19 protein-coding genes are annotated in these 23,016 nt (G+C 45.9%); 16 read left to right on the top strand and 3 right to left on the bottom strand.

Translation table 11 applies throughout. The features are described 5' to 3' along the window. Positions 1-8 precede the first annotated feature (8 nt). Both DR864_RS16660 and DR864_RS16655 read left to right on the top strand, forming a co-directional pair. Positions 9-1,013, top strand: a complete 1,005-nt coding sequence (locus tag DR864_RS16660) for an SGNH/GDSL hydrolase family protein (protein ID WP_114068046.1) — start codon at positions 9-11, stop codon at positions 1,011-1,013. After that, entirely contained in the window at positions 991-2,130 is a 1,140-nt protein-coding gene (locus tag DR864_RS16655) for a glycosyltransferase family 4 protein (RefSeq protein WP_114068045.1), read from the top strand. The genes DR864_RS16660 and DR864_RS16655 overlap by 23 nt, the downstream gene beginning before the upstream one ends. A 2-nt stretch (positions 2,131-2,132) precedes the next feature. On the opposite strand, the gene DR864_RS16650 is transcribed toward DR864_RS16655, so the two are convergent. After that, positions 2,133-3,317 (bottom strand): VCBS repeat-containing protein, encoded by a 1,185-nt coding sequence (locus DR864_RS16650; protein ID WP_114068044.1) that lies wholly within the window; start codon positions 3,315-3,317, stop codon positions 2,133-2,135. Between the two features lie 147 nt (positions 3,318-3,464). On the opposite strand from DR864_RS16650, the gene DR864_RS16645 reads away from it, so the two are divergent. Together DR864_RS16645 and DR864_RS16640 are read left to right on the top strand one after the other, a co-directional pair. Then, positions 3,465-4,046, top strand: coding sequence for a hypothetical protein (locus DR864_RS16645; protein WP_114068043.1), 582 nt, complete (start codon positions 3,465-3,467; stop codon positions 4,044-4,046). 99 nt (positions 4,047-4,145) lie between these two features. Continuing rightward, positions 4,146-4,796, top strand: a complete 651-nt coding sequence (locus DR864_RS16640; protein WP_114068042.1) for a Uma2 family endonuclease — start codon at positions 4,146-4,148, stop codon at positions 4,794-4,796. Positions 4,797-4,853: 57 nt separating this feature from the next. Here the strand turns inward: DR864_RS16640 and clpB are convergent, their stop codons facing one another. Continuing rightward, positions 4,854-7,484, bottom strand: coding sequence for an ATP-dependent chaperone ClpB (clpB, locus tag DR864_RS16635; protein WP_114068041.1), 2,631 nt, complete (start codon positions 7,482-7,484; stop codon positions 4,854-4,856). A gap of 158 nt (positions 7,485-7,642) precedes the next feature. Between clpB and DR864_RS16630 the strand changes: the two genes are divergently transcribed. From DR864_RS16630 to DR864_RS16620, 3 genes are all read left to right on the top strand, one after another. After that, on the top strand, positions 7,643-8,794 hold the full coding sequence (locus DR864_RS16630) for a ribonuclease D (RefSeq protein ID WP_162793894.1): 1,152 nt from the start codon (positions 7,643-7,645) through the stop codon (positions 8,792-8,794). Positions 8,795-8,876: 82 nt separating this feature from the next. Continuing rightward, positions 8,877-9,668, top strand: coding sequence for a hypothetical protein (locus tag DR864_RS16625; RefSeq protein WP_114068039.1), 792 nt, complete (start codon positions 8,877-8,879; stop codon positions 9,666-9,668). Positions 9,669-9,708: 40 nt separating this feature from the next. Continuing rightward, a complete protein-coding gene (locus DR864_RS16620; protein ID WP_114068038.1) occupies positions 9,709-10,338 on the top strand; it encodes a carbonic anhydrase in 630 nt (209 codons plus the stop codon). Between the two features lie 73 nt (positions 10,339-10,411). Here DR864_RS16620 and DR864_RS30475 read toward each other — a convergent pair whose 3' ends face one another. After that, positions 10,412-11,290, bottom strand: a complete 879-nt coding sequence (locus DR864_RS30475) for an AraC family transcriptional regulator (RefSeq protein WP_114068037.1) — start codon at positions 11,288-11,290, stop codon at positions 10,412-10,414. Between the two features lie 110 nt (positions 11,291-11,400). Here DR864_RS30475 and DR864_RS16610 point away from each other — a divergent pair, with 110 nt between their 5' ends. The 9 genes from DR864_RS16610 to DR864_RS16570 all read left to right on the top strand — a co-directional run bounded on the left by DR864_RS16610 (position 11,401) and on the right by DR864_RS16570 (position 23,003). Continuing rightward, positions 11,401-12,366: a VOC family protein gene (locus DR864_RS16610; protein ID WP_114068036.1), complete on the top strand. Its 966-nt coding sequence runs from the start codon at positions 11,401-11,403 to the stop codon at positions 12,364-12,366. A gap of 27 nt (positions 12,367-12,393) precedes the next feature. Continuing rightward, positions 12,394-13,113 carry a PIG-L deacetylase family protein gene (locus DR864_RS16605; protein WP_114068035.1) on the top strand — a complete coding sequence of 240 codons (720 nt, stop codon included), beginning with the start codon at positions 12,394-12,396 and terminating at the stop codon, positions 13,111-13,113. A 147-nt stretch (positions 13,114-13,260) separates the two neighbouring features. Continuing rightward, positions 13,261-14,919 (top strand): carboxylesterase/lipase family protein, encoded by a 1,659-nt coding sequence (locus DR864_RS16600; protein ID WP_114068034.1) that lies wholly within the window; start codon positions 13,261-13,263, stop codon positions 14,917-14,919. Positions 14,920-14,927: 8 nt separating this feature from the next. Next, positions 14,928-15,608: a 4-carboxy-4-hydroxy-2-oxoadipate aldolase/oxaloacetate decarboxylase gene (locus tag DR864_RS16595; RefSeq protein WP_310587572.1), complete on the top strand. Its 681-nt coding sequence runs from the start codon at positions 14,928-14,930 to the stop codon at positions 15,606-15,608. A gap of 62 nt (positions 15,609-15,670) precedes the next feature. Continuing rightward, complete coding sequence (locus DR864_RS16590; RefSeq protein WP_114068032.1) at positions 15,671-16,435, top strand: NAD(P)-binding domain-containing protein; 765 nt, start codon at positions 15,671-15,673, stop codon at positions 16,433-16,435. Next, the gene (locus DR864_RS16585; RefSeq protein WP_114068031.1) at positions 16,436-17,548 is read left to right on the top strand and encodes a 4-oxalomesaconate tautomerase; all 1,113 of its coding nucleotides are present in this window, start codon (positions 16,436-16,438) and stop codon (positions 17,546-17,548) included. Positions 17,549-17,675: 127 nt separating this feature from the next. Next, on the top strand, positions 17,676-18,038 hold the full coding sequence (locus DR864_RS16580) for a hypothetical protein (RefSeq protein WP_114068030.1): 363 nt from the start codon (positions 17,676-17,678) through the stop codon (positions 18,036-18,038). Between the two features lie 142 nt (positions 18,039-18,180). Beyond that, positions 18,181-21,546: a DUF1553 domain-containing protein gene (locus DR864_RS16575; protein WP_229599403.1), complete on the top strand. Its 3,366-nt coding sequence runs from the start codon at positions 18,181-18,183 to the stop codon at positions 21,544-21,546. Continuing rightward, positions 21,543-23,003, top strand: coding sequence for a DUF1501 domain-containing protein (locus DR864_RS16570; RefSeq protein WP_114068029.1), 1,461 nt, complete (start codon positions 21,543-21,545; stop codon positions 23,001-23,003). The genes DR864_RS16575 and DR864_RS16570 overlap by 4 nt, the downstream gene beginning before the upstream one ends. The last annotated feature ends 13 nt before the right edge of the window (positions 23,004-23,016 follow it).

The following is a 23,016-nucleotide window of genomic DNA, read 5'->3' as shown; positions in this document are numbered from 1 at the left end:
AAATAGAAATGAAAAAATGGCGTAAAATACTCGTTTTCTTACTGGTTTTGCTTTCAACTGCTGAGTTATTATTGCGCTTTGTGTTTGGATTTTGCAATGCTCCGATTTATATTGAAGATCCCGATTTTGAATACGTTTTTGCCCCTGATCAATACCGGTTTCGTTTTAGAAATGTAGTGCGTACCAATGCGTTTTCGATGCGTAGCGACCCCATCAATCCTGCTGATACGACGGTTGTTTTACTGGTTGGAGATTCTGTCATCAACGGCGGAAACCCAACCGATCACGACGATTTGGCCTCGACAATTCTTGAAAAACAATTTACGGAATACTATCATCAACCCGTACGCGTACTGAATGTGTCGGCGGGGTCTTGGGGGCCAGACAATGTGTTTGCTTTTTTGAAAAAGAAAGGATTTTTCAGTGCCGATGTGATGTGCCTAGTCACCAGCAGCCACGATGCCTACGACAACATGAGCCATCATAAATTGGTAGGGGTGAATCCCAATTACCCTGATAAACAATATACGGTAGCGCTGTACGAGTTTTGGCACCGTTATATTTATACGTTGTTTGTGTATCACTACGTAGAAGTGCCTTTGAAAGAATTTTTCTCGCCAGCCGCGCAACACGCCCCCAACGATGTGATTCATAAATTCGGAACGGTATTCAATCCTGGTTTTCAGCATCTGGCCGATACTGCTAAAGTAATGCATATTCCTTTTTGTATTTATTTGCACCCTGAATTGCCCGAAATTGCCCAAAATCGCTACGATAGCCAAGGCGAAGAGATATTGGCTTTTGCCCGTAAAAATCATATTCCAGTGATTGATGAATTGAAATTGCACCGAAGTGGGTTTCCGTTGACCAACGACCTTTTTCGAAATCCTGACTTTGATAGCATTCATTACAACGCCAAAGGGCAGGCTTACATGGCCAAACACTTATACCCGCTGTTGAAACAATACCTTGACGCTTATTTTGCCCGCCATGCGCGTACTCATCGTCCATAACCAGCTTTGGGCACATTATAAGTCCAAATTGTTCAGCGAACTACACCGATTTTCTCCGCAGTACGGTGTAGAAATTCACGTTGTTCAAATCGCCCTTTCCGAAAAAAGCCGCGCCAACATGGGCGACGCCGAAGCTTTTCGGTACGACTACGACTATGAGGTGCTTTTTAATACGTCGCTCGACCAAGTCAAACTGTGGCCGCGAACCAAGGCACTGTTGAAAAAAATCCGTAGTTATCGTCCCGATGTGCTGAATCTGACGGGCTGGTATGACCCTGCGCAGTGGGTTTTACTGTTTTATGCTAAACTGACGGGGATTAAAGTCATCATTTCTAATGAGTCTAACGTGCGCGACCATGTACGGATGGGAGCGAAGGAGCGTTTTAAGCAATTTTTGCTAAAGCAGGCAAACGGTTTTTTCTGTTTCGGACAATCATCGGCGGCGTATTTGGAAAAACTCGGTGTGATACCTTCTCAAATCCTGACTCGTAAGGCAGCAGTGGTAGACAATGACGTGATTTTAGAACATTATCAAACAGCCGTTTCCGAGCGGGAAAAACGGAAGCAGAAAAAAAAATGGGCAACCTACAATTTTATTTTTGTTGGTCGGCTGATTGCTCCCAAAAACTTAGCTATGTTGTTGGAAGCCTTCGCTGAAATCAGTGCCGAAACGACTGATTGGGGATTGGTTTTATTGGGTGAAGGCGAGCAAAAATCAACGTTACAGCAGCAAGCTCAAAAAATATATAATATTCGCTTTGAAGCGGGGGTTCCTTGGTACGAAGTGGCCGAATACTTGGCTTTAGCGGATGTATTGGTGTTACCCAGCGAGTCGGAGCCGTGGGGGTTGGTAGTCAACGAAGCCATGATTTGCAGCTTACCTGTGTTGGTCTCAGCGCCTTCTGGCTGCGTGGAGGATTTGGTTCGTACGGGTCAGAACGGCTTTACCTTCGACCCGCGTCAAAAACAAGATTTAGTAGCCAAAATGCGTTATTTTGTGCAAAATGCTGCATCATTATCACGTATGGGTGACGCTTCCCGACAGATTGTAGCCCCTTTTGCCCCCGAAAAAGTAGCCCATGAAATGCTTCAAGGTATTGTTAATCTTCAAAAGTAAAGCTATTTGTTGATTCGTTGATTCCAATAAATCAGCACATTGAGGGTGGCGCGGCCCGCGGCAATGATGTCCAGATCGCCGTCGCCATCCAAATCGGTGGCCAAAAGGTCCTCGCAGGCCATCATGACACTTTCATCCAATACAAATTCTTCCCAGTTTTCGCCAGCGGCATCTTTTGATACAAACAACCGTACGCCCACCTTTTTGTCGGGGTTGGGATTGCGCCAACCAACCGCTATTTGTGAGTAGCCCAAGCCCAAAAAATCTCCGCAGGCCAGCGCGTGGCCTTGACTTAGGCGGTCGGTCAGGACTTTTTTAGTGTTGGTTTTAGGGTTTAAAACCACCAATTGATTGCCGTGCCAAGGAGCTACCGCCGCCACAAAAGCGTCTTTATTGGGCAAATATCCTCTGCGTACTTCACCTACTCCCAAGCCTTCGCCAATCCATTGTCCTGTGGGTTTCCACTGATTTTTTTGGTACGAAACCACTTTGCCCCCTTCTTTGCTGCCGATAAGTATGCGAGTGGCATCGGCATCTTCCCAAATTTCAAAATTGTGGGTAATGTGTAAGGTTGAATCTACGAGTTGGTACGGCCAGGGCTGTTTTGGGTTTTTAGGAACGTCATACGCCAGCACTTTTACCCCTTTGCCTTCGCCGTTGGCATTGCCTAAGCCGTGCAACGGAACCACGATCAGTTGAAACTTATTCTTACTCACCTGCGCCCAGCGCATTCGGTGCGTCGTGATTTCGTGGTGAAGCGGTATGGGTTCCCAGCGTTGGGTAGGGTCCTCGGGCCGAACTAAGTAAAAAACCGCGCCCGATTTTGTTATATCGTTCGTCTCGGCGGGGTTCCACATGGCACCGATGGCTACTTCTACCTTTCCGTCGCCGTCGATGTCGCGGGCTGCGATGCAAACGTTGTCTTTGGGAGTCACGTTCGAAACCATCACGTGTCGCTTCCATGATTCCCCGTTTTTTGTGCCCTCATTTTTATACCAAACGATGTCTTTTTGGTCAGCCAACAAAATATCCAGTCGTTTGTCGCCGTCCACATCACCAACGGCCAGCCCATAGCCAATATTGATTTGATTATCAACTACTTGTATCTTAAAATTGGGGGTGGTTGTTTGGGCAAAAACCGAAAAGGAAGTTAATCCGCAAAGGAATAAAAAGGACTTTTTCATCATTGTTTGGATTTAGTGAAGGTGACTGGCCTGACGGTACAATCGTCTAATGTATTAAAAGGAACAGAAAAGCAGAATCTTTCCTGTAAATTTTAAAAATTTACAATACTTTTGAATCAAACCAATAATTTAACTTAATCCTTTACCAAAATGAAAAACCTGTTTGCCCTGTTGATTACATTAGCTTGTTTCGGTATTGCTGTTGATACCGTTGCCCAAGACGATACAAAACCTAAAAAAGAGAAAAAGGCCAAGAAAGAAACTGGCGACGATAAAAAGGAGGCCAAATCAAGCAAAGGAAAAAAATCGGAACCGAAAGACAAAGCAGATAAAAAGGAAACTGGCGACGATAAGAAGGAAGGTAAGTCGAGCAAGGGTAAAAAATCTGAACCAAAAGACAAAGCTGAAAAGAAAGAGGATAAAAAAGCCGATAAGACCGAGAAGAAAGTAGATAAAAAAGAGAAAAAAGAAACGGAAGTAGCGGACCGTAAGGCGGATAAAAAAGAAGATAAAGCCGACAAAAAAACAACTTCTACCAAAACCAAAGTAACACCAAAAGATGACGACGGTAAAGAAGCTGACAACGGGACTCGTAAAAAGGTAGCTGGTGCTGACAAAAACATTGGTAAAGATGACAAAGGCCGTACCATCTATCAGGGGCCAAAAGGAGGTCAGTATTACATCAATTCAAACGGCAATAAAACGTATTTGAAGGCTGATAATAAGTTGTAATCCGCGCTTATTTAGGTTTGTTTTAAGAATCCTGCCGAACGTCGGCGGGATTTTTTTTGTCAATGAAAATTCGGTATCTTCAACAAACAATATGAATGAATGAGGATAGAAACCCAAAAAATACCGACAACGCTCGCCGAATTGGAAGCTCTTGGGGAAGACGTAATATTGCGCATTCCTGCCTCATTTGAGGAATACCTCGAATGGGTCGAAAAGTGTCAGTTTACGATTGAGTACTTCAACAATGAGATTGTTATTATGGGGAATGTGAGTTATTACCACGAAAAATTAGTGATACGTATTGGTTACTTATTGACGATACTTTTGGAAAACTTAAAGGGATTTTCAGTAATAGGCAGCAATATCAAAATTCACATTGCCGATGTGCTCTCCCCAACGGATTTTAACGCCGATGTTTCAGTAGTACAGGGGAAGCCTGAATTTGTGACATTGCCTTCTGGTAAAAAGTTGACTAGTACCATTACGAACCCCGTGTTGGTGGTAGAAGTAACTTCAAAAAGCACCATTTCTCACGATTTTGGGGATAAATTGTTGGCTTACAAGAAAATTGATTCGTTGCAATACGCCATTTTTGTAAGTCAATATCAGCCGTTTGTGACAGTCTATGAGCGCAAAGGCATTCATTATTGGGAACTCCGCGATTATACCCGCTTGGAAGACTCGTTTTCCATCATGGAGCAGCCGCTTACTTTGGCGGAGATTTATAAAGATATTCCGTTTGAGAACTAACAAAAACGCCCCGCTGAAATCTCAGCGGGGCGTTTTTGTTAATCAATAAAGTGCAACTTATAGCTCTATTTTCGCTTCTGTGATATTCTCAAAAACAACTTCTCCGTCTTCGCCGAGTTCCATCATGATGACGGAGTCTTTGGTGATTTTGCCGCTCAGAATCTGTTTCGACAACTCGTTCAGGATACGGCGCTGAAGGACACGTTTCAGTGGTCGGGCACCAAAGGCGGGCTCATAGCCTTCTTCAGAGAGTTTGAGCAGTGCCTCGTCGGTGGCATCGAGGGTGATACCCTGCTCGGCGAGCAAGCCTTTGATGTGGTTGAACTGAATCCGCACAATTTGTTTGAGGTTGTCGTGGCTCAGTGGGTCAAAGAGTACGATTTCGTCGATACGGTTCAGAAACTCAGGTCGAACGGTTTGCTTCAACAGGCTCAATACGTCGTTTTTGGCTTCATCTTTGAAGTACAGCTTCCAACCTTTGTCGGTTTTGTTGCCGGCTTCTTTGAATTTTTCCATGATGATGTCGCTGCCGATGTTGGATGTCATGATGATGATGGTGTTCTTGAAGTTGGCCATTCGTCCTTTGTTATCGGTGAGGCGGCCGTCGTCCAATACCTGCAACATGATATTCCATACATCAGGGTGCGCTTTTTCGATTTCATCCAGCAAAATCACACTGTACGGCTTGCGTCTGACGGCCTCGGTCAACTGACCACCTTCATCGTAGCCCACGTAGCCGGGAGGCGCTCCCACCAAACGGCTGACCGAGTGGCGCTCCTGGTACTCGCTCATGTCGATACGCACCATGGCGTTGTCGTCGTTAAACAGGTAATTGGCGAGGGTTTTGGCCAACTCGGTTTTTCCTACGCCCGTTGGCCCGAGGAACAAAAAGCTGCCGATGGGGCGTTTGGGGTCTTGCAATCCTGCCCGTGAGCGGCGAACCGCATCTGCCACGGCTTCGATGGCTTCTTCCTGCCCAGCTACCCGTTTTTGAAGTTCTGTTTCCAAATTTAGCAATTTGTCGCGCTCACTTTGCAGCATTTTGCTGACTGGGATACCCGTCCATTTGGCGACTACTTCTGCAATGTGCTCGGGCGTTACTTCTTCATTGAGCAATTGGTGGTTAGAATGGTTGTCGTCAATATCTCCTGCCAATTTTTTCTCAATTTCAGGAATTTTACCATAACGAAGTTCCGCTACTTTTCCGTAATCGCCAGTGCGCTCGGCTTGTTCGGCTTCCAGACGAAGTTGATCCAGTTGCTCTTTGAGCGTACGCACTTCACTGATTTTGCCTTTTTCCAGTTCCCACTGTGCTTTGAGGGCGTTTCGGTCTTCACTCAAATCGGCAATTTCTTTGTTGAGACGGGTTTCTTTGTCCTTGTCGTTTTCGCGACGAATGGCTTCTCGCTCAATTTCCAACTGCATGATGCGGCGGTTGAGGTCGTCGAGTTCTTCGGGGACCGAATCCATCTCCAAACGTAGCTTGGCGGCAGCTTCGTCCATGAGGTCGATGGCTTTGTCGGGCAGAAAACGGTCAGAAATATAACGGCTCGACAGCTCTACGGCCGCAATGACGGCATCATCCTGAATCCGTACACCGTGGTGAAGTTCGTATTTGTCTTTGATACCGCGCAGGATACTGATGGCGTCGGCCTCGCCTGGCTCATCGACGGTTACGACCTGAAAGCGGCGTTCGAGCGCCTTGTCTTTCTCAATGTACTTTTGGTACTCTTTGATGGTGGTAGCCCCAATGGTATGAAGTTCGCCCCGCGCGAGGGCCGGTTTGAGCAGATTGGCCGCGTCCATGGCGCCCTCACCTCCGGCCCCCGCCCCGATGAGCGTGTGGATTTCATCAATAAACAAAATTACTTCGCCTTCAGAATCGGTAACTTCTTTAATCACCGCCTTCAGACGCTCTTCAAATTCCCCTTTGTACTTGGCCCCTGCAATAAGCAACCCCATGTCAAGGGACACAATTTCTTTGGTTTTTAACTGTTCGGGCACGTCGCCTTGTACAATACGCTGGGCGAGGCCCTCCACAATGGCGGTTTTACCGACCCCTGGCTCACCGAGCAGCATGGGGTTGTTTTTGGTACGACGCGCCAAAATTTGTAATACCCGACGAATTTCGTCGTCGCGGCCAATGACGGGGTCAATTTTTCCGGCACGGGCCAATTCATTCAAATTTTTGCTATACCGCTCCAGAGAGCGATATTTAGCTTCGGCATTTTGGTCTTTCACAGGGTTATTTTTTCCTCTTAATTCTTTAATCGCGGCCAACAGACCTTTTTCCTTAAAACCAACCTCCTGCATGAGTCGGGCGGTGGCGTCTTTGCCAGTGGCCAACCCAAGAAAAAGCATTTCAACGCTGACAAATTCATCTTGAAATTCTTTCAGATAGGTTTGGGCTTTCTGAAAAGCGGCATTTAAGTCATTGCTTATGTATTCAGTAGCGGCCGTTCCCGCTACTTTTGGGTAGGCGTTTACGGAGGCTTGGATTTTGGTTTGCAGTAGTTGAGGAGATACGTTCAGTTTTTTCATCAAAAACTGTGAGGTATTGGGGTCGTCTTCCAAAATTGCTTGCAAAACGTGTCCTGTTTCTACCGCTTGCTGCTGGTTTCCCTGAGCAATTTGTACCGCACGCTGGATTACCTCCTGCGCTTTGATGGTATATTGGTTAAAATTCATGGCGGCTTTTCTGTTAATATTTTAGTGAATGTGATTTAGATAACACCTTCTGTACAAGGAGTATGCCTGTCTTTAAAAGCGGCAATTTTGGCATATTTTTTTTGTTTTTTGGGTGGGGATGTAGACAAAATGACGTTGTTTTTGCTATTTTTGACGCTATGTCAATACCTTTAATTATTCAGACCCAAGAGGCGTTTGAAAAAGTGGTTGAGCATCTAAGCGGTTTGGAGGCGTTTGCTATTGATACCGAGTTTGATCACAACCATTATGCCTACGGTTTTACGCTTTGTCTTATTCAAATTGCTACTCCTGATACCTGCTATTTGATTGACCCATTTGCCATCGCTGATTTAACTCCCCTCTGGCGGGTTTTAGAGAGCGAAACGTCCGAAAAGATTTTTCATGATTGTGGCGAAGATTTACGTTTGCTTCATTTACACGGCTGTTCGCCCCGTAACATCTTCGATACCAGCGTAGCGGCCAAAATGCTGAGTTTAGAGAAAATCGGGCTCAGTAGTGTGTTGTTTGAATTGTTGGGAGTCGAATCGAGCAAAACAAAACAGCAGAGTAACTGGTTGAAACGCCCGCTGTTGCCGATGCAACTAGAATACGCCGCCAACGATGTTATCCATTTGCCAGCCTTGCGCAAATTAACTGCCGAGCGTTTGCAAGCGCAAAATCGGTGGGAATGGTTTGAGCAAATGATGCGGGTGGTGGAGCAAAAAGATTATTCTCCCAAATCCAAAGAAACCTTTTTGAGTCCGAAAGAACAACGTGATTTTACGCCTTTTCAGCAATACATTTTGAATGAACTGTATCGGTTTCGGGATGAACAGGCCAAACGCATCAATAAGCCTCATTACCAAGTTTTTTCCGAAAAAATAGTCTATCAGGTCATGGAGCACCCGGTTGTCTTGAATGACTGGATGAACCTGAAAGGCATTCATTACCGCATTCAGAACGAATCGGTGGCCGAGCAATTCAGAGGAGTTTTGGAGCAAGCCGAAGCTGCCGCAAAAGCACAGTTATTGTCTACCCAAAAACGGGTACCCACGGGGCAAGAAATTGCCGAATGGCAACGCAAATCGACCCGCTACAATCGCCTGCGTGAACACGTATTTTTGCCCATTAAACGCTGGATTGAGGAATGCTACGGGGCGCATTTTGCGCCGTATGTATTGAGCAATGAAACCATCGGAATTTTGATTGGGGGAGAAATGAAGCTTTCAGAAATCAATCCTGCGTTTCAACAAAGCATCATCAGAGAAGCGGCACAGACGTTGAATATAGATATTTCGGCGTTTGAGTAGCTGATTTTGACTGGAGAAACTGGTATATTTGGTTGTAATAAGTAGCCGCCTCTCTGGCAAAAATGAACGTAGAATTGGACTAATGCCTTTGCGCCGCCTTTTTTTGTGGATTTTGATGGGAAGTTTTGCCTTCGTCGTGAGTTACTTCGTTCTGTTTCCGCATGTATTTCGTTGTTTTGTCGTTCAATATTCAGATTTTAACCTTTCTGCCGAACGGCTGTACGTCAGTCCAGAGCTTTCGCCGCGGGTTCAAGGCCATGCCAATGCCCTTATTCAGGAAGCTCAGAAGCGTATTGAGACTTTTTGGGGGAGTCGGGTAGGGAATCCAACGTTTATTCTTTGCCAACGCGCCGATCAATACCGTCGCTATTGCAACAGCGGCGAGGGGGCGGGGTGCAGTATCGGTACTCCTTGGGGAACGTCCTATATCGTACTCAATATGGATGGTCTCAATGCCGACGTGATAGCCCATGAAATGTGCCACGATGAGCTTTTTAGTCGCTTAGGTTGGTGGAAAACTACCCGACAGATTCCACAGTGGTTCAATGAAGGTTTGGCGCTGATGGTCGATTATCGGTTTGTGCCCAAAACCGACAGCATCCAACGGTATGTTGACTACAAAGACGAATATTTGTATCTTTCACGGGGCGGACAAATAGCCCTTGATTTGGACGAAATTGCTTCCATGCGTGGTTTTTTCAACGGCCATGAAGGCCACGTAATGCTGGCTTATATGACATCTGGAATGGAACTGGCGCGGTGGCTGGCTGGGGTGGGAGAAAAAAAAATCCCTACTTTGGTTCAACAAGTGGCCGAAGGTCGAGAGTTTGAGGAAGTATATGCTCAGTTAGAGCAAAGCCAAGCGCCTAAATAGAGTACTACCTACTGCATTTACACTAAACACTCATTCTATTATGGATAAATTTCAACGCATTTTTGAGAACAATGAATATTGGGTTGCCGAAAAACTCAATAAAGATCCAGAATATTTCGAGAAACTTTCGAAAGGCCAAAGCCCCGATTTTCTGTATATAGGATGTTCAGACAGCCGAGTGACCGCCGAAGATTTAATGGGCGTGCAACCTGGTGAAGTTTTTATTCATCGAAATATTGCCAATATGGTGGTAAGCATTGATTTGAACGTGATGAGCGTAATAAACTATGCGGTCAGGCACCTGAAAGTCAAACACATCATTGTGTGTGGTCATTACTCTTGCGGGGGCATCAAAGCCGCTATGCAACATGCCGATTTGGGTATTTTGAATCCTTGGTTACGTAATATCCGGGATGTATATCGTATACATAAAGATGTGCTGAATGCGATTGAAGATGAGCAGGCTCGCTATGATAGATTGGTGGAGTTGAATGTGCAAGAACAGTGTATCAACGTTATCAAATTGGCCGCAGTGCAGGAAGCCTACCGCGAGCGGGGAATTACGGTTAATGGCTGGGTTTTTGATATCCACTCTGGTAAGTTAATAGACCTGAAAATTGATTTCCCAAATATACTTGAAGGTATTATGGAGATTTATCGGTTAGATTGAGCTGTGACACCCCAACAATCAATCCACGAAAGTCACTGCTTTCGCGGATTGATTGTTGGGCTCAACACTGATGCTAGCTTCGCTGTTTTTCACGAAATTCGACGGGCGATAATCCCGTGTATTTTTTGAATAGTTTGGCGAAGTAGTTTGGGTACTCAAACTTTAATAAATACGCAATTTCGGAAATCGAATAAGAGGTGTGCGTGAGGTATTTTTGGGCTTCGTCGATGAGATAGCGATGAACCAACTGAATGGCCGAATGGCCTGAAACCGAGCGACAGATTCGGTTGAGGTGAATGGGGGTGATGTTAAGCTCCTCGGCAAATTCAGGGATACTTTTTGGGTAGTTTGCCTCTTTGATTTTCTTCTGAAATTTCCGAAAGTGACTCATCGTCACGTTATCTTTTTTTTGTTCTTGTCCTTGCCGAACCATGCGGTGCAACTTTACGAACAACTGGGTAAAATAGGCGTTAAGCATGGCCCTCCTTTCCGATTGCTCTTCAAACAACTCCGTCTCAATGGCACCAATCAACTCTGTGACGGCTTGAAAAGATTCTTTTTCGTCAAAAAGATGGATGATATGAATCTTATCGAATGATTTCCAAATGGTCGAAGATGTTTGAAAAATATCTTCTATGATGGTTTCTGAAATCGTCAGAATATGTCCAGATACGTCTGGTGTGTAGGTTAAACCATGCAGGGCAGTGGGAGGAATGAGGAAAATACAAGGGGCGGTGTAGGTGTCAATTCTGATGCTTCCCTGAAACTTAACCTGACCGCTATTAACGATAAATACCTGAAATAGATGGGTATGAATGTGAGGCTGAATCACCCAGTTGAAAGTTTGGCTGCGGGTGGTAATCAGTTCGAGAAAAATGTATTCTGACGGATTGCGGCTGTTTAGGTCTCCATACAGTCCTTCAAAGTTGAGAATGGGTTTGCTGCTGCCCATAAGAATGTTTGATTTTTATCTGCAATATTAAAAATAATATCCAAAAACAGTAGCCATCACTGCCTAACATTGCAAACTGAAAAATCACTTTGTTTCTGTTCTCAAAATCAATGAAAAATCACCTTTGGGATTTGGCCCATATTGCGCACGTAGAACTATTTACGCCCAAATTGGAGGCTAGTACGCGCTTTTTTACCGACATTATGGGCATGTCCATCTCGGCCGTCAAAGGCGATTCGGTTTATCTGAGAGCATACGATGACTATGAACACCATACGCTGAAGCTGACCGCTCACAAACACGCTGGTATGAAGCACTTTGCGTGGCGAGCCAAAAGTCCAGAGGCGCTCCAACGTCGCGTGGCGGCCCTTCAAAAAAGTGGCTATGGCATGGGTTGGAACAACGGAGATATGGGCCACGGGCCCGCGTATGAATATCATTCGCCAAGTGGGCATTTGACAGAAATCTATTTTGAAACAGAAAAATATAAATCGGGCGCGGCTGATACTTCGGCCTTGAAAAATACGGCCAGTAAGTTTCCTGCCCGAGGCATCAACGTCAGACGAATAGACCATCTGAATTTGTTTGCCAAAGATGTTAGGGCTTTTCGGGATTTTCAACTGAACAACTTAGGAGGGATTTTGACCGAGACCATTGTCGATAATCTGGAGGATTTGAACCCCAAAGCGGTTTGGTTTATGGTCAATTCTAAATCCTACGATTTGGCAGTGACTGAAGATTATTTAGGAATGAATGACCGTTTTCATCACGTTACTTATGCCGTCAACAGTCGCGAAGAAGTCTTGATTGCCGCCGATATTTGTCTTGAAAACGGCATTTTTATCGAAACAGGGCCTCACAAGCACACCATCCAGCAAACATTTTTTCTGTATGTGTATGAACCCGGCGGCAACCGGATAGAAATTGCCAATACCACCGCCCGACTGATTGTTGATCCTGATTATGAAACCGTCGTCTGGACGTTGGAAGAGCGTAAAAAAGGGCAGGCATGGGGCTTGGCTACTGTGCCGAGTTTTCATACAAAAGGTACCCCCATGCCAGAGGAATTGGATTGATTTTATATGACCCATTTTTAAGTACTTATGAAGAAGAAATTATTAGTCATCGGAGCGCATTCGGGCGATTTTGTGTGGCGAGCCGCCGGCACCCTCGCCAAAGCCATTGAAGAAGGAGCTGATACCTTGGTGATTGCCTTGTCGTACGGAGAACGGGGCGAATCAGGCGAATTGTGGAAAGAAAATCCCAATCGTACCGAAGAAAGCGTGAAAATCATTCGCCACGAGCAAGCGCAAAAAGCTGCTGATATTCTCGGAACGCCGATTCAATTTCTGGATTGGGGCGATTATCCGATGTTGATTTCTGACGAACGTATTACGCAACTGACTAAAATAATCGGAGATTTTGAGCCTACGGTGATTCTGACCCATTCCGAAAAAGACCCCTTCAATCCCGACCATCCGTTGGCTTTTCAGGCCACCCAACGTGCACGATTGTTGTCGTCAGGGGCGGGTGTGCCGAGTGCTTTCAAAAATATTGACCCGCCCGTTTGGTATTCGTTTGAACCCCATCAGCCCGAACTTTGCGGCTTTGTACCCGATACTTTCATTGATATTTCATCGGTTATGGACAAAAAATTGGAGGCTATGAGCTGTATGGGCGCGCAAACTTATTTGAAAGATTATTATGCAGAATTGGCCTCTCGACGCGCCAATCATGCGCGCCGCATTTCGGGAAAGAAAGATATCAAATTTGCCGAAGCTCACCAGAGTCAGGTACCGAGGGTGGTTTCATCTATTTTTTAAAAGCAGAATGTCGACTATTTTGAACTATTGATAGATTAAAAAGACTGATTCAATGATTTTGAGAAAAAAGTCCCCTAAAGGCGCTCTATTTTAAGGTATTATTGTCCTGTCTATTTTTTTCTTTAACCTATTAATATCAGTTAGATTATGAAATCATCAAGACGTAATTTTATTCAGTCTTTAGGGATTGGGGCCGCCAGTTTGGGGGTTGCGCATCAATCAACGGCCCATGCGTACGAGCCCCCCAAATCATCAAAGCCAAACGCGGATGACCAGATTTTATTTGTGGGCGACAGCATCGCGGTTGCCAATACCGAGTATGGCAAAGTGAGAGGTTTCATCCTTCGCGGAATTCATACTTTTTTAGGAGTACCCTACGGCGCAGATACGTCGGGTAAAAATCGTTTTATGCCGCCTCAAAAACCTGCCCCTTGGCCAGAAATTCGACCTGCACTTTGGTGGGGAAACACGGCCCCGCAAATCATGGAAAAACGATATGCAAACACCTATGCGTCGTTTGTGGATCACTGGAACTACGACGACGTATCGGAAGATTGCTTGAAAATCAACGTCTGGACACCTGCCCTAGATACCCAAAAACGCCCAGTGGTTGTTTGGCTACATGGCGGCGGATTTGTAAATGGAAATGGCATTGAGCAAGACGGCTATCACGGCGAAAATATCTCGCGCCTTGGCAATATCGTATTTTGTTCGCTCAACCACCGACTCGGGTCATTGGGATATAGCCATTTAAAAGCGGCAGGTGGATATCCCGCCTCGGGGAATGTAGGTAATTTGGACATGGTAGCCGCCCTCGAATGGGTCAAAAATAACATTGCCAATTTTGGGGGTGATGCAAGCAATGTGACCATCATCGGCCAGTCGGGGGGAGGCTCTAAAGTAACAACCTTGATGAATATGCCGGCGGCTAAAGGATTATTTCATAAGGCCGTAGTGTTGAGCGGCGGTTCATTGGCGGGTGTCAATAAAGAATATGCCGAAAAACTAGGGCTGAAAATAATGGAGGAAGCAGGGCTGAAAGCTGGGGAGATAGAAAAGTTACAACAAATTCCGTGGAGAGAATACATAGACATCGCCGACAGAGCCGTTGTCAAAATGGCTGACGAAGCCAAACGTCTCAACGTGCAAAGAGGAGGGTTCTCACCCGTAGCCGATGGAGAATACCTAAACAGTAGCCCGTTTTTCAGCGACGCAACGCATTTCTCAAGCGATATTCCACTGATTATTTGCTCAACATTTAATGAGCAAAGCCCAAGTCGAACAGATGCGACGTTGGAGAAACTGACCCTGACCGATGTAAAAGAAAGACTCAAACCGCGATTCGGGGAAAAATCGGGCGAAATAGCCGATGCGTATGCCCGGAGTTTTCCGAAGGCCCGTCCCATTGAGATTTGGTCTTTGATACTTTCAAACCGAAAAAATGCCGTTGCCATCGCCGATGCTAAGACGTCGCAACGAAAAGCTCCGGTCTATTTGGCTTGGTTTGGCTGGCAACCACCCCTTTTTGACGGCAGAATGCGGGCCTTCCACTGCGATGATATTTGTTTTTGGTTTTACAACACCGATTTGATGCTTACCCATACTGGCGGTGGAAAACGCCCTCGGGCTTTATCGGAAAAAATGGCAAAATCATTTCTCAGTTTTGTCAAAACAGGAAATCCTAACGGTGGAGGCTTGCCCCCTTGGAAATCATATACCACCCAAAATGGTGAAACGATGATTTTGGATGATACCTCTGCACTGGTAAACGACCCAGACCGCGATGCCCGAAAATCATTGGCATAATTTTTTGAATTCTAGGAGGTTTTCGCATCAGAAAACCTCCTGCAATTACCACTGATAAGCCATTGCAAAATATGGAGTTAATAAAAGAACTTTCGAAATTTTCAGCCGCTACGATTTGTGAAGCCCTTGGAAACAAAGGTAATTTGCCTTCGACCATCAAACCAATCGCCGCAAGCATGAAAGTCTGCGGCCCTGCTTACACGGTTCAAACCATGCCTCGTGACAATGTTTTGTTGCATCGGGCGTATGCGTATGCTAAAGCAGGAGATGTCTTAATTGCCAATTGTTCAGGTTTTTATGAAGCAGGTTACTGGGGCGATTTGATGAGTTTGGGGGCTCAAACCAAAGGAATCAATGGCTTAGTTATCGATGCCTGCGTGCGCGATGCCGACGATATTGAGGCGATGGGCTTCCCTATTTTTTCAAGAGGGTTATGCATTCGAGGTACGTCAAATCACGGCGACGGAACCCTCAATGAACCCATTATAATCGGTGACGTACTGATTCATCCGGGCGATATTGTGGTGGGTGACCGTGATGGCGTCGTGGTCGTTCCGTTCAATAAACTGGAAGAAACCATCGAAAAAGCTGCCGCAAGAGAAGCCAAAGAAGCAAGAACAAGAGCCGAACTCAGAAAAGGAAGAACTTCTCTTCAGATTTATGGCTGGGATGAAAAGTTTGGGTATTAGTACAATAATGGGCAAAAACTCATCTGGTTGTGCTCATTACTTATCATTTATCATTTATTATTATGAAAATTGCCATTTTGGGTTTAGGCGAAGCAGGTTCTCGTTTTGCCAATGATTTGGCTGAAATGGGCGTGACCGTGACGGGCTACGACCCCAATCCCCTTCGAGAATTACACCCTTCTGTTACGCTTGCCTCAAACAATGCCGAAGCGGTCAAAGACGTTGATGTGATTTTCAGCGTCAACCTATCGTCGGTATCAGAAGAAGTGGCACAGGATATTTTTCCAGTCCTAAAAAACACGCAGTTTTTTCTGGAAATGAATACTTCTTCGCCCGACAAGAAGAAGAAGATTGACATGATTTTGAAGCCAACGGGTGTCCAATTTATTGATTTGGCCATCATGGCACCTGTGCCGACCAAGGGCATTAAAACCCCGTTTTTAGCAGCGGGAGAGGAGGGTTTTGCTTTTTTGGAGAAAATGAAACCGCTAAAGTTAGACCTTTCGCTCGTCGAAAATGGCCAAGTAGGCGATGCCGCAACCATGAAATTGCTGCGCTCGATTGTCTACAAAGGCGTGGCGGCAGTTATCTGTGAGGCCGTAGAAGCGGGGGAGGCATTCGGGATGCCTGCGTATATCCGCAAACAAATCAGTTCGATTATTGGCGGAAACGACGACTTGATTGACCGTTTTGTGGAAGGCAGCAAAACCCACGCCCTGCGCCGAATGCACGAAATGGAAGCCGTGATTGAAATGCTGGAAGAACGCAATCTGGACCCGATTGTCACCCGTGCCACGAGAGATAATTTGGCAAAACTGATGAACTAAATGCAAACGGCCATTCCATTTATGCAGCTTCGGGGTGGAAGCTCCAAAGGGCTTTTCTTCAAAGCCGAAGACCTGCCTACCGATGAAAACGAGCGAAACCGTTGGCTTCTTCTAGCAATGGAAGGAACTACTGAGGGCGACCCTCGCCAGATTGACGGCTTAGGCGGTGCTACTTCTTTGACCAGCAAAGTAGCCATTGTCAGCAAATCAATAACGCCCGAAGCGGGATGCCGCCCAGCCGATTTAGACTATCTCTTTGTACAAGTGGTTGTAGGTAAAGGAAAAGTATCGACTACCCAAACTTGCGGCAACATTTTGGCGGGTATTGTGCCTTTTGCCATCGAATCGGGAATGATTGAGGCGACGCATCCTGTCACTTCTGCCCGCATTAATATCGTCAATACGGGCGGAATTTGTGAAGTAGTGGTACAAACCCCCAACGGTCAAATCGAAACTCAAGGTAATGCCAAAGTAGATGGCGTCTCTGGCACGGCTGCCCCGATTATTTGTAATTATTTAGAAACCGTAGGCTCAACCTGCGGCGCTTTGCTGCCCACGGGCCACGCAAAGGATGTAATTGACGGAGTAGAAGCTACTTGTATAGACAATGGTATGCCCATTGTGATAATGCGAGCGCAAGATTTTGGTTTGGTAGGCAATGAAACCAAAGAAGTGCTTGAAGCCAATGAGCCTCTCAGACAACAAATTGAAGCAATCCGCTTGAAAGCGGGGCATTTGATGAATTTGGGCGATGTCAAAGACCAAACCATTCCCAAAATGTGTTTGGTTTCGCCCCCTGAAAATGGCGGAGTTGTTAATACACGAATGTTCATTCCTCACGTCGTTCACGAAGCCATCGGTGTTTTGGCGGCGGTTTCGGTCGCTACTGCTTGCGTGGTTCCTGATACAGTGATAAATGATGAACGAGGTGTGATGAGTTATAAATTGAATACGCTCAACGATATGCACACCTCACTAAGTGTTGAGCATCCTTCGGGTGAATTTACGGTAAATCTTGAGTATGAACTCGTTGATAATCAGATTATCGTTTATAAGTCAGGCGTAATTCGTACGGCTCGATTGTTGAGTAAAGGAGAAGTGTTTATCTCTTAAACAGCATAAATTAAATCACGAGTACTCAAAAATAGCCGAATATCCTCATTTTGGGTACTTTATCAATAAATGGGTATTGACTTTATCTTCGATTGGTAGTTTGGCAACTCCATCAAAGACATATTCAATGCAAACAAATGTTATGCCTGATTTCAGTAAATTTTCCAATGACCCCTTCACCCCCAAACAAATTCGGCAGTTAAACTACTTAAATGCGGTGATAGTGGGCTTGGGATGTTGTTGCTTGGTCTATTGGTATTATTTGACAAATGGAGATATGTTAAGAAAGATTGATGCCAATAGTGAATCCAGCTTAGAAGAACTAATGGTGCCATTAGGAACGGTTTATCTACTCCTGCAAGGTAGTTCGGGATTGATTAGTTTTCAATTGATTAGACCGATGAGCCTGCGAAAGCAGTGGTTCATCATTTGGGTTTCAATGATGTTGTCTAGTATCATTATTGGATTAGTTTTTTTTCAAAAAGTGTAACAGACTACGACGCAGCTGGGCAAACACTTTAAATTTTTCATTGGTTATAATCCTTAAATTTTTCGCGCTTTTTTAAGTACTTTTACTTCGGTGACAACTTTTTATAATAAGTGGCTTCAAGGGCTGTATCATTATTGTAAAAATGGAAAAAAGAGCTTTCTATCATTGGAGTTTTGGAATCGTAATAATGGCGTTGGTAAGTGCCTGCGGTGGTAGCATTGAGGTACCGCAGGACGTCGAAAAGGCGGCGGCGAACTTACCCGAAAAGTTGGATTATAATCTCCACGTAAAGCCTATTCTGTCGGACCGCTGTTTTGCGTGTCATGGCCCCGATAAGAATAAACAAAAAGCTGATTTGCGTTTGGATATTGCCGATGCCGCCTACGACAAAGAATGCGAAAGCGGCCTGAAAGCCATCGTAGCGGGCAATCCTGCCAAAAGCGACGTAGTGCATCGGATTTTGTCAGAAGATCCTGAGTACGTGATGCCTGAGCCAGCTTCTCACCTGACGCTGTCGGTAGAAGAGAAAGCCATTCTTATCAAATGGATTGAGCAGGGAGCTGAATACAAGCCGCATTGGTCATTTGTGGCCCCAGTTAAACCAGCGTTGCCAAAAGTAAAAAATGAAGGTTGGGTCAAAAATGACATCGACCGATTTATTCTTAAAAAATTAGAAGATAAAAAGCTGACTGGCAGCGCCGAAGCGCCCAAAACCACCCTGCTTCGACGCGTTTATCTGGATTTAATCGGATTGCCCCCAACGCCCGAACAAGTCGAAGCCTTTGTAAATGATACCTCTCCCAATGCTTACGAAAAAGTCGTTAATGAATTATTGAAAAACCCGCATTTTGGCGAACATCACGCCGTCGACTGGCTCGATGTGGCGCGCTACGCTGATACCCACGGTTATCAGGACGATGGCCTACGCACCATGTGGCCTTACCGCGATTGGGTCATTAAATCTTTCAATCGAAATCTAGCGTTTGACCGCTTTGTGACTTGGCAATTGGCGGGCGATATGTTGCCCAATCCACAAAAAGAACATCTGATAGCTACGGCGTTCAATCGCAATCATCAGCAGAGCCAGGAGGGAGGAATTGTGCCACAAGAATATTTTGTAGAATACGTAGCCGACCGTACCAATACTTTTGGAAAGGCATTTTTGGGGCTGACGGTTGAATGCGCTCGTTGTCATGACCACAAATACGACCCCATCAGTCAGAAAGATTATTATTCATTGTTTGCGTTTTTTAATAACAACAATGAATACGGCCAAATCCCCTACAACGGTGAACCCAGTCCGAGCATCACCCTTCCAAAGCCCGCAACGGAAAAGCAACTGCGATTTATCAAAGAGAAGCTTTCTATCGTTGAAAAAACGCAGTTGCAAAATGCATCTGCCCTTCGTCAGAGGTTTGAAAAATGGGTGGCTAAGTCTGCACAAGCACCACTAATTTCACCCCAAACGGCTTTGATGATTGATGTGCCATTTGACTCCATGACGGTGCGCCCTGCGGGAGAAAAGAAAGACAAAAGACGGCCCATATTTACAAATTTGGCCAATGATACCCTTAATTTTGAAACCAATGGGGATCTGGATTTTCTGCCCGTACGTATCAAAAGCCCACGCGGAAAAGGCGTGCGCTTGGTGGGAGAGAGCTTTATGCAAATGCGCGGTATCAATGGTTGGGGTCAATACAAAGAAGTGCCGACCATTTCGGGCTTTTTTGAACGAAATCAACCTTTTACCGTCAGTTTGTGGGTAGGCGTCACTGACCCAAAATTCAAAGGCCCGCTCTTTAACCGTAATTTAGGGCCGTTCAACGGCTTTCGAGGCTACGAATGTGAGCGTTTGGAAGACGGGCGGCTGGCGTTTCGTTTGAGCAATGTTTGGCCCGATAATGCCATTGATTTTGAGACAGACTACGTGCTGAAAGCCAATCGTTGGGCACACCTTACCATGACTTACGATGGTTCAAGCAAAGCCAATGGCCTGAAAGTATATATAAATGGAAAACGAGCCACGGGTCGGGTCATGTCGGATGGACTGCGGGAAAGTATGCTTTTGGGAAAAAATCATACCAATTGGGGAGCGGGCGCACCTAATTTTTCCATTGGACAGCGCCACGATTATAATTATAAAGGCTACGCGGTAGATGAACTGAAGGTCTTTGCCCGTGAGCTGACACCGCTGGAAGTCCACAGTGTGATAGGCCAAAAAGATTTTGTAAAAATCGCCCTTCAAACTCCTGCCAATAAACGTAATGATTTTCAAAAAGAGGGCCTTTTTGAGTATTTTGTTACCAACATTGATACCGAAAACCAGGAACTGTTGGCCGAGCGGAAGCAATTGCTGGCGGAAGAAACGGAGTTGCTTAATAAAGAAATTGACGTGATGGTGATGCGAGAACGCAAATATCCTCGCAAAGCGCATATACTCAAACGCGGAGCCTACGATGCTATTGATGAAGAAGTAACGGCCGATACGCCCGACCAATTTTTTAAGATTCCGAAAGAATTGCCCCGCAATCGCCTAGGGTTAGCTCAATGGCTCGTTCACGAAGAAAACCCGCTCTTTGCGCGTGTGATGGTGAATCGGATGTGGCAGCGGTATTTTGGCAAAGGCTTGGTGGTATCGGCCGAAGATTTTGGAAATCAGGGAGATTTGCCCACGCATCTCGAATTGTTAGATTATCTGGCAGTCAAATTCAGAAATTCTGGCGGCCCGTCGCACGGCGGTCCGTCGCACGGCTGGAATTACAAATTGCTGCAAAAGGAAATAGTCATGTCGGCGACGTATCGACAATCATCGGTTGCTAAACCTGAATTATTAGAATTAGACCCTAATAATTTATTATATGCCCGAGGCCCAAGCTATCGTATTTCAGCTGAGCAAGTGCGGGATGCTGCCTTGGCGTCGAGTGGCTTATTAAGCGCCCACATCGGTGGGCCAAGTGTACACCCTTACCAACCCGACGGTATTTGGGAGGCTTTAGCCACACGAAATGCGGTACAATACGTTCAAAATCATGGCGACACACTTTATCGTCGAAGTATGTATACCATTTGGAAGCGTAGCTCTCCACCACCAATGATGCTTAATTTTGATGCGTCCGAGCGGCATTTTTGCAGTGTCAAGCGCCAAAAAACCAGTACTCCGTTGCAGGCCTTGGTCACGCTCAACGACCCACAGTTTGTAGAAGCCGCGAGAGTATTAGCGCAACGAAGTTTATTGTTCAACAAAGGGTCGGACAGTAATTCCAAATCTATCATTCGCATTTTTACTGCCCTTACGTCCCGCCCGCCGCGAGCGGGTGAGTTGGAAGCCATGACACAGTTGTATCAAGAGGAATACCAAGACTTTGTGAAGAACCCCAAACGCGCGGATGAATTGTTGGGTGTTGGTGAATATCCTGTGGATAAGTTATTGGATAAAAATGAATTGGCTGCCATGACCATCGTAGCAAGCACCGTAATGAACTTTGATGAGTTTGTGATAAAGAGATGAAAAACGCACTGGAAGAAATCGAACAATTGACCCACGACCAACTCAGTCGTCGGAATTTTCTGTCGCGTACTAGCATGGGCTTAGGCGCAGCGGCGTTTTCGTCGTTGTTGGGAACAAATCAAGCACAGGCCGCGACTGGTCCTGGCGGAGCTTTGGGAAAACCCCATTTTCCCCCCAAGGTAAAGCGCGTCATTTACTTGCATCAAAGCGGGGCGCCTTCGCAATTGGAACTATTTGATTATAAGCCTAAGCTGGAACAAATGTGGGGGCAAGATTTGCCCGAATCGGTTCGGAAGGGTCAACGCCTTACGGGAATGACAGCGGGGCAAAGCAGCTTTCCGCTGGCGGCATCGTACTATAAATTTGCCCAACACGGCCAAAGCAAAATGTGGGTTAGTGAGTTGTTGCCTTACATTTCTAAAGTCACTGATGAGGCCACGTTTATCCGTTCCATGCATACCGAGGCCATCAACCACGACCCTGCCATTACGTTTTTTCAGACGGGCAGTCAGCAGGGCGGAAGGCCTTCTTTTGGTTCTTGGGTAAGTTATGGGTTAGGGTCAGACAATCAAAATCTGCCTTCGTTTGTGGTATTGCTGTCAAAAGGACGTGGCGGCGATCAGCCTTTATATGCTAAGTTATGGTCAAACGGTTTTCTGCCTTCCGTGCATCAGGGTGTGGTTTTTCGCTCAGGGCCTGACCCAGTATTTTACCTGAACAATCCCGCAGGCATCGACCGCACAAGCCGCCGACGGATGTTGGATTATTTGGCCAAAATGCATCAGGAACAATATAAGCAGATTTTGGACCCCGAGATCAACAGCCGCATGGCGCAGTACGAAATGGCTTATAGGATGCAAACGGCAGTGCCCGAAACGATGGACATTTCCAAAGAACCCGACTACATTTTTGATATGTACGGTCCTGAAGCAAAAAAAGCGGGGACATTTGCCGCAAACTGTTTATTAGCCAGGAAATTGGCAGAGAAAGGCGTAAAGTTTATTCAGCTTTATCATCAGGGCTGGGACCAACACGGCAACCTTCCTAACGACATTAAAACCATGGCGAAGTCGGTCGACCAACCTTCGGCGGCGTTGGTGATGGACTTGAAACAGCGCGGTTTATTAGATGATACCCTCATTATTTGGGGCGGAGAATTTGGTCGAGGCTCCTATTCACAGGGGAAACTCACCAAAGAAAACTACGGCCGCGACCACCACCCGCGTTGCTTTACCATTTGGATGGCTGGCGCAGGGGTGAGGAAGGGCTATATTCACGGAGAAACCGACGATTTTAGTTATAATATTGTGCGTGACCCAGTCCACGTTCATGATTTTCAGGCTACGGTCATGCACTTGTTGGGAATTGACCACGAGCAGCTTACCTTCAAGTCACAGGGCCGGCGCTACCGCCTAACCGATGTACACGGAAAAGTTGTAAAGCCTATTTTGGCGTAACTTTCTCACGCTC

This window comes from Runella rosea (assembly GCF_003325355.1).
Lineage (GTDB): Bacteria > Bacteroidota > Bacteroidia > Cytophagales > Spirosomataceae > Runella > Runella rosea.
Note: the sequence above shows the minus strand (reverse complement) of the source record. Positions and strands in the feature narration are given on the sequence as shown.